Genomic DNA, 14286 nt, shown 5'->3' with positions numbered 1-14286 from the left:
GGGCTACGCCGCCGTCGCGTGGTCCGTGGCCTTGGACGCCTTCGCCTTGGTGGCGTAGATGTCGACGTACTCCTGGCCGGACAGCCGCATCACATGGCTCATCACCTCGTCGGTGACGGCGCGCAGCACGTAGCGGTCGCGGTCCATGCCCTCGTAGCGGGAGAACTCCAGCGGCTTGCCGAAGCGGACGGTGAAGCGGTGCACCCGCGGGACACCGGCGCCGCCCGGCTGGATCCGGTCGGTGTCGACCATCGCGAACGGGACGACCGGCGCGCCGGTCATCAGCGCCAGCCGCGACACGCCCGTGCGGCCGCGGTAGAGACGGCCGTCGGGGGAGCGGGTGCCCTCGGGGTAGATGCCGAAGACGCGGCCCTCGTCCAGGATGCGACGGCCGGTCATGAGCGCGGCGACGCCGCCGTGACCGCCGTCGCGGTCCACGGGGATCATGCCGACGGAGGTGAAGAAGGCCGCCATCAGCCGGCCCTTGACCCCGGGGGTGGTGACGTACTCGTCCTTGCCGATGAAGAAGACCTGACGCTTCACGACCAGTGACAGGAACATCGAGTCGATGAAGGTGACGTGGTTGCCGGCGAGGATCACGGGGCCGTCACCAGGGATGTGCTCCGCGCCCTCGACCCGGGGGCGGAACAGGACGCGCATCAGTACTCCGAGCAGTGCCTTGAGGATGATGCGGAACAACGGGTCCTCCGGTCGTGGTCGGCGGGAGTCCGGCCGGACGCCCGCGGGGTTCGCTCACCAGTGTGCGGCACCTCCGCCGAGGACGATACTTCCGCCACGGCGCGACACGCACACCGGGTTCACACGACCGGTACGCATTGTTGACGTGCGTTTCCGTCACGTTCCGTCGCTCGCCGCTCGAAGGAAACACGTGCCCGCCTACGATGCGCGCGTCGCTTGGCAGGATCCGGACGGACGTTCGGCCGACACGAGGGAGCGCACATGACGCACGAGCAGCAGGGCGGCCGGGAGCAGGGCAGGGGGCCCGGGCGCCGGGCACTGATCGGGGCCGCGGCGCTCGGCGCCGGCGTCACCGTGCTCGGCGGCGCGGGCACCGCCGTGGCCGGCGAGCGGGGCACCTCGCACGGCGGCTCGCACGGCTCCGTCCCCGTCCTCCCCCTGCCGGTCCCGACCGTCGTCGGCCACCGCGGCGCGAGCGGCTACCGCCCCGAGCACACCCTGGGCTCCTACCAGCTCGCCCTGGACCTCGGCGCCGACGTCATCGAGCAGGACGTCGTCCCCACCAAGGACGGGCACCTCGTCTGCCGCCACGAGCCGGAGATCGGGGGCACCACGGACGTCGCCGACCACCCCGAGTTCGCCTCCCGCCGGACCACCAAGACCCTCGACGGGGTCGCCACCACCGGCTGGTTCACCGAGGACTTCACCCTCGCCGAGCTGAAGACCCTGCGCGCGGTCGAGCGGCTGCCCGCACAGCGGCAGCACAACACCGTCTACAACGGCCACTGGGAGGTGCCCACCTTCGAGGAGGTGCTGCGCTGGGCCGACGAGCAGGGCCGCCGTCGCGGCAAGGCGGTGTGGCTGCACGTCGAGACCAAGCACCCCACCTACTTCCGCGGCATCGGCCTCGGCCTGGAGGAGCGGCTCGCCAAGCTGCTGCGCCGCTACGGCCGCGACAAGCGCAACTCCCCGCTGTTCCTGCAGTCCTTCGAGCCCGGCAGCATCCAGCGGCTCGGCGCGCTCGGCCTGCGCAACCCCAAGGTCGTCCTGCTGGACGCGGCCGGCACCCGCCCGTACGACTTCGTCGCCGCGGGCGACCCGCGCACCGTCGCCGACCTGGTCACCCCGGCCGGCCTGAAGTGGATCGCCGGTTTCGCGCAGGGCATCGGCCCCACCCTGAACCTGATCATCCCGCGCGACGCGGCCGGCAAGCTCGGCACGCCCACCACGCTGGTGCGCGACGCCCACAAGGCCGGGCTGATACTGCACCCCTACACGATGCGCAACGAGAACAGCTTCCTGCCCGCCGACTTCCGGGTCGGCACGGACCCGAACGCCTACGGCGACGCCTTCGGCGCCTTCAAGGTCTACTTCGAGCAGGGCATCGACGGCATCTTCTCGGACAACTGCGACACCGCGCTCCTGGCCCGCGCGGACTTCGTCGGCCGGAAGTGATCGTCAACACGAGGTGATCCCCTCCCGCGCACGGGTGGTTCCCCCGCCAGGGGGCAACCACCCGGCGCGTCGGGGATGTCCCGGCGGGCATGACCCCGCGCGTACGACACGAAGAGCTGACCGCCATCCGCCCGCTGCTCGCGGCCGAGGCGGCGGCCGAGTCCGTCCCCGCCTGCGTCGAGGCGGCAGACCTCGAACAGTCCGTGTGGCTGCGGCTGCTGGAGCTCCCCGAGCCGCCCCCCGACCCCGCCCGCTGGCTGCGCCGGGCGGTGCGGGCCGAGGTCCGCCTCGCCGTGCGCCGGGCCCGCCGGGAGACGCCGTACGGCCCCGGCCGCCATCTCGCCGCCGAGGCCCTGCCGAGCACCGAACAGCAGGTGCTCGCCGCCGAGCAGCGCCGCACCCTGCTGGCCGCCGCGCGCCGGCTGCCCGGGCGCTGCCCCGAGCTGGTATCCGCCCTGATCTCCCGTTCCGATCCCACTTACCGTGAAATCTCCCGGGAGTTGGGAATCTCACAGGGCAGCCTCGGGCCGATGCGTTCCCGGTGCCTGAGTTGCCTGCGTACGATCCTCGCAACCGGGGTTGCATCACCCGTACGACGGGGTAATGCACCGTAAACAGTCGGCGTATGGACGCTTGTGCACGGCCGCGCCGCCTTCCGGAAACGATTCAGGGCAACGTCCCGTGCCGCACCCTCACCCCCCGCGGCCCGGGCGGACTCGAAGGAGAGGCCAGCGCACATGGGCATGAGCGTGACCATCTCTGCGGCTACCGGCGACGACGCCGAGAAGATCCTCAAACTGCAGTACCTCTGCTACCAGGACGAAGCCGCACTGTACGGGGACTACGGCATAGAACCGCTGACCCAGACCCTCGAGGCGCTGCGCGCCGAACTCGCGGGCGGGATCGTGGTGGTGGCCCGGCTGGGCGAGGAGGTGGTGGGTTCGGTCCGCGGCTCCGTGGACGAGGACGGCACCGCGCGGCTCGCCAAGCTGATCGTCCACCCCCGCATGCAGCGGCACGGACTCGGCGGCCGTCTGCTGCGGGCCATCGAGGAGCGCCTGGCCGCCGAGAGCGAGGCCAAGCGCTACCGGCTCTTCACCGGGCACCGCAGCGAGGTCAACCTGCAGCTGTACCGCAAGCTGGGCTACGCGCAGATCGGCAGCGTCGAACCGGTCACGCGCCATCTGAGCCTGGTGCACATGGAGAAGCCGGCCGCCCGGCCCGAGACCTACGCCGCGAGCGCCTGAGCCCGCGTCAGGATCCCGGAGCCTGCTGTGGCCGCGCCGGCCGGCGCAGCCACAGCAGGCCGGTCACCGGCACGACGACGGGCAGGAACAGATAGCCCATGCCGTAGTCGGACCACACGGTCTGGTCGGGGAACGCCCCGGAGTCGACCAGCGTCAGCGTGCCCACGGTCAGCACGCCGGCCAGCTCCAGCGCGCAGCTGACCAGTGCCACCTTCCGCGCGCTCTCGCCGCCCCGCCACAGGGCCACCGTGATCACCGCGTAGACGACGCCCGCCAGCAGGGAGAGCAGGTACGCCAGCGGCGCCTGGTCGAACTGCATGCTGATCTGCACGATCGCGCGCGAGAGCGCGGCGACGGTGAAGACGCCGTACAGCGAGAGCAGCAGCCGGCCCGGCCCGCGGCCGATCCCGCGCCCGGCGGCGGCCGGCGCGGTGGCGTCCTTCGCGGTCTCAGGCACTGATGCCTCCCCAGATGTCGTGGAGCCGCACCTCCAGCACGGCCAGGATCACCCCGCCCGCGGCCACGATCGCCGAGCCCCAGCGGGTGCGCTCGGTCAGCGACATGAAGCCCGCCGCCGGGACGGTGCAGGCCGCGCCGATCAGGTACGCCACGAAGATCGTCGTGCCGTCCACCGGCTTCTCACCGCCGGTGAGCTTGACCACACCTATCACCAGCTGGACGAGCGCCAGCACGGCCACCAGGGCCATGCCGATGAAGTGCCAGTCCTTGGTGGGCTGGTCGCGGAAGGCCGCGAAACCGCACCAGGACGCCAGGAGCAGCGCCGTGGCCGAGACCGCGATCGTGAGCGCGTCGAGCATGGCGTGACTCTATTACGGGCGGGAAACGCCGGCTCCCGGCCCCCCGGCCTGTCCACATTCCGGACTCCGGGACCGGATATTGGTACGCCGCACGGGCGTCTGCTTTACTGGGGCACATGACCACGACGAACCGCCGCTGCCGCGCGACCGAGGCGATGACGCCCGGTGTTCGTCGTATGTGTCGAATGTGCGCACGCTGAGGGCCCACGCCATCTGAGTCTCGCGCCCCGAAGCGAGACCCGCCCCTCCTGCAACGGACCGCACACCCCCATGCACACGGAACTGCAGCAGACCTTCCGCCGCTGCCGGCTGGCGCACGACCCCCAGCCGCCCGGCACCCACTGCTGACCTTCTCCCGCGCTCCCCGAGGGGCGCAGCCATGCCCTGTCCGCGGTCCATACACCCCCGTGTGCGGCTTTCGTCCGCCGCGCACTCGACAGTGACGGAAACCCAGTGATCACCACAACGGGCCTGACCAAGGTCTACCGCTCCCGCGACCGGGAGACGGTGGCCCTCGACGGCGTCGACCTGCACGTCCGCGAGGGTGAGGTGTACGGCGTCGTCGGACGCAGCGGCGCGGGCAAGAGCACGCTCATCCGCTGCGTGAACCTGCTGGAACGACCCACCTCCGGCACCGTGGAGGTGGCCGGCCGCGACCTGACCGCGCTCGCCGGCCGCTCCGACCGCGCGGGCTCCGCCCTGCGGACCGCCCGCACCGGCATCGGCATGGTCTTCCAGCACTTCAACCTGCTGTCCTCGCGCACCGTCCGGGACAACGTCGAACTGCCCCTGGAGATCCTCGGCGTCTCCGGCCGCGAGCGCCGCCGCAAGGCCCTCGAACTGCTCGACCTGGTCGGCCTCGCCGACAAGGCCCGCGCCTACCCGGCGCAGCTGTCCGGCGGCCAGAAGCAGCGGGTCGGCATCGCCCGCTCCCTGGCCGGCGACCCCAAGGTGCTGCTCTCCGACGAGGCCACCTCGGCGCTCGACCCCGAGACCACCCGCTCGATCCTGCAGCTGCTGCGCGACCTCAACCAGCAGCTCGGCCTGACCATCCTGCTCATCACCCACGAGATGGACGTGGTCAAGGCCATCTGCGACTCCGCCGCTCTGATGAAGGGAGGCCGCATCGTGGAATCCGGCAAGGTCACCGACCTGCTCGCCACGCCCGGCTCCGAACTCGCCCACGAACTCTTCCCGGTCGGCGGCGAGCCGTCCGGCGAGGGCCGCACCGTGGTCGACCTGACCTTCCACGGCGAGGCCGCCACCGAGCCCGTCATCTCCCAGCTCTCCCGCACCTACAACATCGACATCTCGGTGCTCGGCGCCGCGCTGGAGACCATCGGCGGCCGCCAGGTCGGCCGGATGCGGATCGAACTGCCCGGCGCCTTCGAGGACAACGTCGTGCCGATCGGCTTCCTCCGGGAGAAGGGCCTCCAGGTCGACGTCGCCCCGGTCGCCGGCGACGAGCTGGTCAAGGAGGGCGCGAAGTGAGCTGGGCCGAGATGCAGCCGCTGCTGTCGCAGGCGTGTTGGGAAACCCTGATCATGGTCGGCTGGTCCACGCTGATCGCGGTGGCCGGGGGACTGCCGCTGGGCGTCCTGCTGGTGCTGACCGACCGCGGCGGACTGCTGCGCAACGCGACGGTCAACAAGGCCGTCGGCGTGGTCGTGAACCTCGGCCGCTCACTGCCCTTCCTCATCCTGATGATCTCGGTGCTGCCCTTCACCCGCTGGGTGATCGGCACCACCATCGGCGCCGAGGCCATGGTCGTCCCGCTCTCCATAGGCGCCATCCCGTTCCTCGCGCGGCTGGTGGAGACCGCCGTCCGCGAGGTCGACGGCGGACTCGTCGAGGCCGTCCAGGCCATGGGCGGCAGCACCTGGACCGTCGTCCGCAAGGCCCTGCTGCCCGAGTCGCTGCCCTCCCTGATCGCCGGGCTCACCACCACGGTGATCGCCCTCATCGGCTACTCCGCCATGGCCGGCACCATCGGCGGCGGCGGCCTCGGCGACCTCGCCATCCGCTACGGCTACCAGCGTTTCGAGACCTCCCTGATGCTCGTCACGATCGGCGTCCTGATCGTCATCGTGACCGCCGTCCAGCTCGCCGGCGACCTCGCCGCCCGCGGCGCCTCCCACCGCGGCCGCACCTCCACCACGCCCCGGCTGCGCCTGCTGCGCCCGGCCGCGGCCACCGAAGCCTCCTGACACCGCAAGGCAACACCGTTCCAGAAAGGCACTTTTCGTGCGTACCAGCATCAAGATCACGACCGCCGTCCTCGCCGCCGCCGGCCTCACCCTCGGCCTGACCGCCTGCGGCGGGGACTCCGGCACGAAGAAGGACAGCGCGAGCGACCCGCTCGTCGTCGCCGCGAGCCCCGTCCCGCACGCGGAGATCCTGAACTTCGTCAAGGACAACCTGGCGGCCAAGGCCGGGCTCAAGCTCGAGGTGAAGGAGTTCAGCGACTACGTGACGCCGAACACCGCCACCGAGGACGGCTCCGTCGACGCCAACTACTTCCAGAACCAGCCCTACCTGGACGACTTCAACAAGAAGAAGGGCACCCACATCGTGCCCGTCGTCACGGTGCACCTGGAGCCGCTGGGCCTGTACTCCGACAAGCTGAAGTCCGCCGACGCGATCAAGAACGGCGCCACGATAGCCGTCGCCAACGACGCGGTGAACGAGGCCCGCGGCCTCAAGCTGCTCGCCGCCAATGGCCTGATCACCCTCAAGGACGGCGTCGGCAACGAGGCCACCCCCGCCGACATCACCGGCAACCCGAAGAACCTCAAGTTCAAGGAGCTGGAGGCCGCCCAGCTGCCGCGCTCCCTGCAGGACGTCGACGCCGCCGTGATCAACGGCAACTACGCCATCTCCGCGGGCCTCAAGCCCGCCGACGACGCCCTGGTGCTGGAGTCCGCCGAGAACAACCCCTACGGCAACTTCCTCGCCGTCAAGGAGGGCAACGAGAAGGACCCGCGCGTGCTGAAGCTGAAGAAGCTGCTCACCACGCCCGAGGTGAAGAAGTTCATCGAGGACACGTACGCCGGTTCCGTCATCCCGTCCTTCTGACCCACCGGACCCGAACGGGGGTGGGCGCCGCGGTCACCGCGCGCCCCCCTCGGCGGTCCCCAGCCAGTCCAGCCGCAGCCGCTCGGCTCGCGGCAACCGGGCCACGATCAGGTCGTACGAGTCCTCGACCAGCTCGCGCACCATCGCGTCGGGCAGCGAACCGTCCAGCGTGACCGTGTTCCAGTGGCGCTTGTTCAGATGCCATCCGGGCGCGATCGCCGCATGCTCCGCACGCAGCCGCACCGCCAGGTCGGGGTCGCACTTCAGGCTCACCTTCAGCGGTTCGTCCCGCAGCGCGCTGATGGCGAAGATCTTCCCGCCGACCTTGAAGACGGTCACCTCCGTGTCCCGCGGGAAGGGGTTCTCCTCCGCCGCTCCGTTGAAGCCGAGGCAGAACCCCCTGAGCCGATCCGCGTCCATCCGCCCATTCAACAGGGCGTCACCGACAGACCCGCACGGACCCGCGAGGTCAGCGCCGCCGCACCCAGTACACGTCCGTGGTGTACGGCATCTCCACCGCCGCGTTGCCGCGCGTGGCGTCGTGCCCGGCCAGCACCGCCTCCACCTCGGCCCGCACCCGCTCCTGCTCCGCCGGGTCCATCACCGCGATGTGGCTGGAGGACGTCATCCGCTCCACCACGTCGGAGACCGTCGTCGAGTGCAGGTTCGGCCAGTGCCGCTCGTGCACCCGCGACCAGCCCGCGCGGTCGGTGAAGGCCTTGCGCCAGCCGTCGTCCAGCGGGCTCGGCAGGTCACGCGGCGCCAGCCGGAAGACGATGTCCTGGTAGTCCCGCACCCACGGGACCGAGGTGTCGTAGGTGTTCCACACCAGCGCCAGCGAACCGCCCGGCCGCAGCAGCCGCTCGACCTCCGCCAGGGCCTCCTCCTCCTGGAACCAGTGCCAGGACTGCGCCGCCACCACCGCGTCCGCGCACCCGTCCGGCAGGCCCGTCGCCTCGGCCGTCCCGGCGGTCACCCGTACCCCCGGCAGCAGCTCCGCGAGCCGCTCCCGCATCTCCGTCACCGGCTCGACCGCGATCACCTCCGCGCCCGTCAGGGCCAGCAGGCGGGTGAACTTGCCGGTGCCGGCGCCCAGGTCGACCACCGTACGGCCGGCCTCGAGGGGCAGCGCGTCCGCCAACTCGGCCAGGGCCGCCATGGGGTACGAGGGCCGCGACCGCTCGTACACACCCGCGGCCCGCTGATATCCGACTCCTGCTGCGTGGTGCACCGTCACGCGGGCAGACGCTAGCAGCACCCTGTGACCACGGGCGTAGCGGACCTGCGGAAAAGCCGGGGAACAGCACACCAACTGCTCCCGTCGTGCGGATGGTTGGACGTACCCTGGGGCGACGGCCGCGCAGGCCCCGCGGCGACCCGGTCCTGCGGGTGAACCGGTGGATGCTGCATGCTGTGCACTTCACACATGCCCTGGCTACGGAGCGTCGAATGACCAGCTTCCCGGAGATCTCCATCAGTACGGAGCGGCTGGTGCTGCGTCCGTACGAGGAGTCCGACATCCCCGCCATGGTGGAGATGATGAACGACGAGTCCGTGATCGCCTGGACCTCCGTGCCGTATCCCTACACCGAGGCGGACGCCCGCTCCTTCATCGCCGAGTTCGCCCCCGCCGAGCGCGCGGAGGGCCGCGGCATCGTGCTCGCCGTCACCGAGTTCCTCACCCAGCGGCTGGTCGGCACCGTCCACCTGCAGCGTACCGACTGGCGCATCCGCAGCAGCGAGGTCGGTTACATGATCGCCCCCTGGGCACGCGGCGAGGGCTACGCCGCCGAGGCCGTGCAGGCCACCGCCCAGTGGCTCTTCGACGACCAGAAGTTCGAGCGCCTGGAACTGCGCACCGCCGCCGACAACGCCGCCTCGCAGCAGGTCGCGCAGAAGATCGGCTGCATCAGCGAGGGCGTGCTGCGAGGCGCCGGCCTGGTCCGCATCCGGCCGGAGGGCGAGACCGACGGCCGCTGGGAGGAGATCCGCACCGATCTCATCGTGTGGAGCCTGCTCCCGGAGGACCTCGACGGCCTCGCGGAGGAGTCCGCCGACGGCTCCGACTACGCGGCGTACGCCGACTGGCAGTGAGCACCCGCTAGCGCAAGATCCTGGCCGGGGTACTGTGCACACCCCGGGATCACCTCACCCGGGCACCACACCGCGACGCGCCCAGGAGGCAGGACGACGATGGCCGACCGTGTCACGGTGATCGGGTGGGACGGCTCACCACCCGGCGAGGCGGCGCGCTCCGCCCTGTCGGCCGCCACGCTGGTGGCCGGGACCCGGCACCACCTGGCCCTGCCCTTCGTGCCGGAGGACGCCGAGCGGATCGTGCTGGGCAGCATCGACCTGGCCGCCCGCCGCATCGCGCGGCACCGCGGCACCGCGGTGGTCCTCGCCGACGGCGACCCCGGATTCTTCGGAGTCGTCCGCGCCCTGCGCACCCCCGAGTACGGGCTGGAGGTCGAGGTCGTCCCCGGCGTCACCTCGGTCGCCCAGGCCTTCGCGCGGGCCGGGATGCCCTGGGACGACGCCCGGGTGGTCGTCGCGCACACCCGCACCCTGCGGCGGGCCGTCAACGTCTGCCGCGCCCACCCCAAGGTCGCCGTGCTCACCGCCCCCGGCGCCGGACCGGCCGAACTCGCCCTGCTGCTCGGCGACGAGCACCGCACCTTCGTGATCTGCGAGGCCCTCGGCACCGAGCACGAGCAGGTCACCGTCCTCACCTCCGACAAGGTGGCCGACCACACCTGGCGCGACCCCAACGTCGTCCTCGTCGTCGGCGCCGCCCCGGCCGCCGCCCCCGCGCCGGTGCCCGTCCCGGTGTCCGCGCAGTCCGGCTGGCTCGCGGGCGGCGACCCCGCCACGGCCGACCGCGTACGGGGCTGGGCGCTGCCCGCCGAGCGGTACGTCCCCGGGGACGGCCCGGCGCACCTGCGCGCCCTGCAACTGGCCCGGCTCGGACCGCGGGCGGGCGACCTGCTGTGGGACATCGGCGCCGGCGGCGGCGCCGTCGCCGTGGAGGCGGCGCGCTTCGGCGCGGCCGTCATCGCGGTGGAGGACGACGCGGCGGCGTGCGAGCGGATCGAGGACACCGCACGGGACTTCGGGGTGCAGGTGCGGGTCGTCCACGGCCGGGCCCCGCACGTGCTGGAGGACCTTCCGGAACCGGACATCGTGCGCATCGGGGGCGGCGGACCGGAGGTCGTGGCCGCCTGCGCCGCGCGCCGTCCGGAGCGAATCGCCGCGAGCGCGGCGAACCGGGACGAGGCCGAAGCCGTCAGCCGCGCCCTCGACGAGGGCGGATACACCGTGGAATGCGCGTTGTTGCAGGCAGTCGAGCTGGACGACGAGTGGTCCGAGCGGGAGCGCACGGTGGTCTTCGCGCTCCTCGGACACCGCAGGTGAGCCAGTGGGTTGCGCCCGCATTGGCACCGGTTTGAGGTGAACCCCCCTGAGCACGCGCGGACACACGCACGGTAGGCTGACGGACCGCTGTGCCGTTGTCGCGCATTGACGTCGCGTGAGGGCTGATCAGTAATGGTCAGTACCGGTCAATCGCCGTCGTCGTGCCGGTTGCCGCCCACGCTCGTTCTCTCTGTGGGCAGTGTGCTCGGCGCAGCGATGGAAGGAGCGAAACCGATGGGCGAGGGGCACGCATGACTGACACCGGCCAGGTCCCGGGTGAGGGACTGCCGGAGAACGCAGGCGAAGAAGCGGTTCTGCAGCCGCACGCCGACCTTCCCGGCAGTGGCGCGCAGCAGCAGTCCGTCCCCTCGTGGGACGTCGATCCGCTCACCGCGCCGGTTCCTCCCGAGTACCACTACCTCGACCAGCCGTCCGGCCCCGCGCCGGTCGACGAGGAAGAGGAGATGCTGCTGATGCCGGGTCTGCAGGGGTCCTGGGCCGACCCGCAGCCCGTGCCGCCGCAGCCGGTCCCGGTCGCCGTACCCGTCCCGGCGCCCGCTCCCATGGCCCCGCCCGTGCAGGTCCCCGCGCAGGCCGCCGCCCCCACCCCCGTGCCGGTCGAGCACGCGGTGCCCGTGGCGCCCCAGGGCATCGAGCACGACGCCCACGAGAGCGGCGGCCGTGACTCCGTCTCCCTCGACTACTCCGCGGTCCGCACCGAGGTGCCGCTCGTACCGGGGGCCCCGGTCCCGGAGCAGCTGCCGGCGGAGCAGGCCGCGCCGTTCCTGGCGGAGCAGCCGGTGCCCGTGGCGGCGGAGCCCGTCGCGCAGCCCGCACCCGCCGAGGACGCGGTCCAGGTCCAGGCCCCGGAGGCCGAGCCGGCTCCGCAGCCCCAGGTGCCCGTGCAGGCGCAGGTGCAGGAGGCCGCCCCGGTCGCCCCCGTACCGCCGCGGCGCCCCCTCCACATGGGCCCGCCGATCCCGGACCCGTCCAACGGCGGCGGCATCGTGCGCTCCCTGGCCGACCGCGGTCCGGCCACCCCGCCGCCGGCGCCCGCACCGGCGCCTGCGCCGCAGCCGGTCCCGGCGCCCATGCGTCAGTCCGGGCCGCCCACCACGGGGCCCGAGTACCTGGACATCCCCCGCGACGAGGCCCCGGCGCCCGAGGTGGTCGTGGCGGAGCCCGAACCGGTCGCCGTCGTGGCGGAGGCCGAGCCGGTCGCCGTCGTGCCCGAGCCCGTGGCCGTCGTGCCCGCGCCCGAGCCGGTGGCCGCCCCCGTGCCGCCGCTGGAAGCCCCGGACGAGCCGCTGCCGTTCGGCATGGAGCCGGCCGCCGAGGCGCCCGTGGCACCGGTCGTCGTCCCGGAGGCGCCCGAGCCGGTCGTGGTACCGGAGCCGGTCGTGGTGTCCGAGCCCGAACCGGTCGTCGAGACCGTGGCGGAGCCTGTGCCCGCCCCCGTGCCCGTCGTGGAGCCGGAGCCGGAGCCCGAGCCCGAGCCGGAGGCGCCCGTCGTCGAGCCTGCGCCCGCCGCTGTCGTGCTGGAGGAGACCCCGCTCGCCGCCGCCGTGGAGCCGGAGCCCGAGGCCGTGCCCGCGGCCGAGGCGGAGCCGGCACCCGAGGAGCCCCAGGCCTCGGAGGCGCCCGAGGCGCCGGTGGCCGACGAGGAGGAGGACCCGGAGCTGCTGCTGCCCCCCGCCGAGGGCTACGACCCCGCAGTTCGGGACGCCGTCCACCGCGTCATCCGTGAGCGCCGGGACATCCGCAACGGCTTCCGCAAGGACCCGATCCCGCACGAGGTGCTGATCCGCGTGCTGGAGGCGGCGCACACCGCGCCGAGCGTCGGCCACTCCCAGCCGTGGGACTTCGTCGTCATCCGCTCCGCCAAGACCCGGGAGCGCATGCACGAACTCGCCATGCAGCAGCGCGACGCCTACGCCAAGTCCCTCCCCAAGGGCCGCGCCAAGCAGTTCCGCGAGCTGAAGATCGAGGCGATCGTCGACACCCCGGTCAACATCGTCGTCACCGCGGACCCGACCCGCGGCGGCCGCCACACGCTGGGCCGCTACACCCAGCCGCAGATGGCCCCGTACTCGTCGGCGCTCGCCGTGGAGAACCTCTGGCTCGCCGCCCGCGCCGAGGGCCTCGGCGTCGGCTGGGTCAGCTTCTTCGACGAGCGCGAGATGGTCCGCGAACTCGGTCTGCCCGAGCACCTCGAGGTCGTCGCGTACCTCTGTGTCGGCTACGTCGACGAGTTCCCCGAGGACCCGGAACTGGTGCAGTCCGGCTGGTCCAAGCGGCGCCCGCTGTCCTGGGTCGTCCACGAGGAGGAGTACGGCAACCGGGCCCTGCCCGGCGAGGAGCCGCACAACCTCCTGGAGGAGACGCTGCGAGGCATCCGCCCGCTGGACGCGAAGGCGCTCGGCGAGGCCTGGGAGCGGCAGAAGCGGATGACCAAGCCGGCCGGCGCGCTCGGCATGCTGGAGATCATCTCCGCGCAGCTCAGCGGACTGTCCCGGCAGTGCCCGCCGCCGATCCCCGAGCCCGCGGCCGTCGCGATCTTCGCCGGGGACCACGGGGTGCACGCCCAGGGCGTCACGGCCTGGCCCCAGGAGGTCACCGGCCAGATGGTCGCCAACTTCCTCGGTGGCGGGGCGGTGTGCAACGCCTTCGCCAACCAGGTGGGCGCCGAGGTCTGCGTGGTCGACGTCGGCGTCGCCTCCGACCTCCCCAGCACCCCCGGTCTGCTGCCCCGCAAGATCCGCCCCGGCACCGCCGACATGACGGCCGGGCCCGCGATGTCGCGCGAGGAGGCACTGCGCGCGATCGAGGTCGGCATCGAGACCGCCCGCGACCTCGTCGCCGCGGGCAACAAGGCGCTGCTCACCGGGGAGATGGGGGTCGCCAACACCACCGTCTCCGCCGCCCTGATCTCCGTCTACACCGGGGTCGACCCGGCGGAGGTCACGGGGCGCGGCACCGGCATCAACGACGAGATGCACGCCCGCAAGATCGACGTCGTACGGCGCGCCCTCGAACTCCACCAGCCCGACCCGTCCGACCCGATCGAGGTCCTCGCGGCGATCGGGGGCCTCGAACACGCGGCCATGGTGGGCCTGCTGCTCGGCGCGGCCTCCTTGCGGACCCCGGTCATCCTCGACGGCGTCAGCGCCGGCGCGGCCGCCCTGGTGGCCCGCGCCATCGCCCCGGAGGTCCTCGCGGCCTGCATCGCGGGCCACCGCAGCGCGGAGCCCGGCCACCGGGCGGCGCTGACGAAGCTGGGCCTGCGGCCGCTGGTCGAACTCGACCTGCGGCTCGGTGAGGGCACGGGTGCGCTGTTGGCGCTGCCGTTGGTGCAGAGCGCTGCGCGCGCGATGCATGAGGTGGCGACGTTCGACTCTGCGGGGGTCACGGAGAAGTCCTGACGCGGTCGGGGGTGCGGGGGGTTGTTGTGTGCGGGTTGTGTGCGCCTGCGGCCGGCTGTCTCCCGCCCTCCCGCCCGTTTGCCCGGCGCGGTCAGTGACCGCCTCGCACCGTGTGGCTGGGTCGGTGCCGCGCCGGCGCACGTCCTCAACGCTCGC

General features: G+C 72.6%; 14 protein-coding genes. 9 read left to right on the top strand and 5 right to left on the bottom strand.

Annotation, left to right across the window (positions count from 1 at the left end; all coding sequences use genetic code 11):
- Window positions 1–3 precede the first annotated feature (3 nt).
- A complete protein-coding gene (locus CHF15_RS40130; RefSeq protein ID WP_086020787.1) occupies window positions 4–660 on the bottom strand; it encodes a lysophospholipid acyltransferase family protein in 657 nt (218 codons plus the stop codon).
- A 300-nt stretch (window positions 661–960) separates the two neighbouring features.
- Here CHF15_RS40130 and CHF15_RS40125 point away from each other — a divergent pair, with 300 nt between their 5' ends.
- From CHF15_RS40125 to CHF15_RS40115, 3 genes are all read left to right on the top strand, one after another.
- On the top strand, window positions 961–2154 hold the full coding sequence (locus CHF15_RS40125) for a glycerophosphodiester phosphodiesterase (RefSeq protein WP_089228883.1): 1194 nt from the start codon (window positions 961–963) through the stop codon (window positions 2152–2154).
- An 89-nt stretch (window positions 2155–2243) separates the two neighbouring features.
- On the top strand, window positions 2244–2768 hold the full coding sequence (locus tag CHF15_RS40120) for a sigma-70 RNA polymerase sigma factor region 4 domain-containing protein (protein ID WP_089228882.1): 525 nt from the start codon (window positions 2244–2246) through the stop codon (window positions 2766–2768).
- A gap of 123 nt (window positions 2769–2891) precedes the next feature.
- Entirely contained in the window at window positions 2892–3401 is a 510-nt protein-coding gene (locus tag CHF15_RS40115) for a GNAT family N-acetyltransferase (protein ID WP_089228881.1), read from the top strand.
- Window positions 3402–3408: 7 nt separating this feature from the next.
- On the opposite strand, the gene CHF15_RS40110 is transcribed toward CHF15_RS40115, so the two are convergent.
- Window positions 3409–3858, bottom strand: coding sequence for a hypothetical protein (locus tag CHF15_RS40110; protein WP_089228880.1), 450 nt, complete (start codon window positions 3856–3858; stop codon window positions 3409–3411).
- Window positions 3851–4219: a hypothetical protein gene (locus CHF15_RS40105; RefSeq protein ID WP_089228879.1), complete on the bottom strand. Its 369-nt coding sequence runs from the start codon at window positions 4217–4219 to the stop codon at window positions 3851–3853. The genes CHF15_RS40110 and CHF15_RS40105 overlap by 8 nt, the downstream gene beginning before the upstream one ends.
- 453 nt (window positions 4220–4672) lie before the next feature.
- On the opposite strand from CHF15_RS40105, the gene CHF15_RS40100 reads away from it, so the two are divergent.
- From CHF15_RS40100 to CHF15_RS40090, 3 genes are read left to right on the top strand one after another with little or no spacing between them, the layout of a single operon-like run.
- Complete coding sequence (locus tag CHF15_RS40100; RefSeq protein ID WP_089228878.1) at window positions 4673–5710, top strand: methionine ABC transporter ATP-binding protein; 1038 nt, start codon at window positions 4673–4675, stop codon at window positions 5708–5710.
- Window positions 5707–6426 (top strand): methionine ABC transporter permease, encoded by a 720-nt coding sequence (locus tag CHF15_RS40095; RefSeq protein WP_089228877.1) that lies wholly within the window; start codon window positions 5707–5709, stop codon window positions 6424–6426. The genes CHF15_RS40100 and CHF15_RS40095 overlap by 4 nt, the downstream gene beginning before the upstream one ends.
- 37 nt (window positions 6427–6463) lie before the next feature.
- Window positions 6464–7294 carry a MetQ/NlpA family ABC transporter substrate-binding protein gene (locus CHF15_RS40090; protein ID WP_089228876.1) on the top strand — a complete coding sequence of 277 codons (831 nt, stop codon included), beginning with the start codon at window positions 6464–6466 and terminating at the stop codon, window positions 7292–7294.
- Window positions 7295–7327: 33 nt separating this feature from the next.
- Here CHF15_RS40090 and CHF15_RS40085 read toward each other — a convergent pair whose 3' ends face one another.
- Together CHF15_RS40085 and CHF15_RS40080 are read right to left on the bottom strand one after the other, a co-directional pair.
- Window positions 7328–7714 (bottom strand): MmcQ/YjbR family DNA-binding protein, encoded by a 387-nt coding sequence (locus CHF15_RS40085; protein ID WP_089228875.1) that lies wholly within the window; start codon window positions 7712–7714, stop codon window positions 7328–7330.
- 49 nt (window positions 7715–7763) lie between these two features.
- Complete coding sequence (locus CHF15_RS40080; protein WP_179280193.1) at window positions 7764–8531, bottom strand: class I SAM-dependent methyltransferase; 768 nt, start codon at window positions 8529–8531, stop codon at window positions 7764–7766.
- Window positions 8532–8743: 212 nt separating this feature from the next.
- Between CHF15_RS40080 and CHF15_RS40075 the strand changes: the two genes are divergently transcribed.
- The 3 genes from CHF15_RS40075 to cobT all read left to right on the top strand — a co-directional run bounded on the left by CHF15_RS40075 (window position 8744) and on the right by cobT (window position 14130).
- A complete protein-coding gene (locus CHF15_RS40075; RefSeq protein ID WP_089228873.1) occupies window positions 8744–9388 on the top strand; it encodes a GNAT family N-acetyltransferase in 645 nt (214 codons plus the stop codon).
- A gap of 99 nt (window positions 9389–9487) precedes the next feature.
- The gene (gene cbiE, locus CHF15_RS40070) at window positions 9488–10708 is read left to right on the top strand and encodes a precorrin-6y C5,15-methyltransferase (decarboxylating) subunit CbiE (protein ID WP_089228872.1); all 1221 of its coding nucleotides are present in this window, start codon (window positions 9488–9490) and stop codon (window positions 10706–10708) included.
- Window positions 10709–10959: 251 nt separating this feature from the next.
- Window positions 10960–14130 (top strand): nicotinate-nucleotide--dimethylbenzimidazole phosphoribosyltransferase, encoded by a 3171-nt coding sequence (gene cobT, locus CHF15_RS40065; protein WP_089228871.1) that lies wholly within the window; start codon window positions 10960–10962, stop codon window positions 14128–14130.
- Window positions 14131–14286: the final 156 nt, after the last annotated feature.

It is taken from the genome of Actinacidiphila glaucinigra (assembly GCF_900188405.1).
GTDB lineage: Bacteria > Actinomycetota > Actinomycetes > Streptomycetales > Streptomycetaceae > Actinacidiphila > Actinacidiphila glaucinigra.
The sequence above is the reverse complement of the archived record's forward strand: the minus strand, read 5'-3'. Positions and strand labels throughout refer to the sequence as shown.

Bases quoted from the DNA above. Each gene is read 5' to 3' on its own strand.
- CHF15_RS40130 (WP_086020787.1), bottom strand. From the start codon at position 660: ATGCGCGTCCTGTTCCGCCCCCGGGTCGAGGGCGCGGAGCACATCCCT.
- CHF15_RS40125 (WP_089228883.1), top strand. From the start codon at position 961: ATGACGCACGAGCAGCAGGGCGGCCGGGAGCAGGGCAGGGGGCCCGGG.
- CHF15_RS40120 (WP_089228882.1), top strand. From the start codon at position 2,244: ATGACCCCGCGCGTACGACACGAAGAGCTGACCGCCATCCGCCCGCTG.
- CHF15_RS40115 (WP_089228881.1), top strand. From the start codon at position 2,892: ATGGGCATGAGCGTGACCATCTCTGCGGCTACCGGCGACGACGCCGAG.
- CHF15_RS40105 (WP_089228879.1), bottom strand. From the start codon at position 4,219: ATGCTCGACGCGCTCACGATCGCGGTCTCGGCCACGGCGCTGCTCCTG.
- CHF15_RS40085 (WP_089228875.1), bottom strand. From the start codon at position 7,714: ATGGACGCGGATCGGCTCAGGGGGTTCTGCCTCGGCTTCAACGGAGCG.
- CHF15_RS40075 (WP_089228873.1), top strand. From the start codon at position 8,744: ATGACCAGCTTCCCGGAGATCTCCATCAGTACGGAGCGGCTGGTGCTG.
- cbiE (WP_089228872.1), top strand. From the start codon at position 9,488: ATGGCCGACCGTGTCACGGTGATCGGGTGGGACGGCTCACCACCCGGC.
- cobT (WP_089228871.1), top strand. From the start codon at position 10,960: ATGACTGACACCGGCCAGGTCCCGGGTGAGGGACTGCCGGAGAACGCA.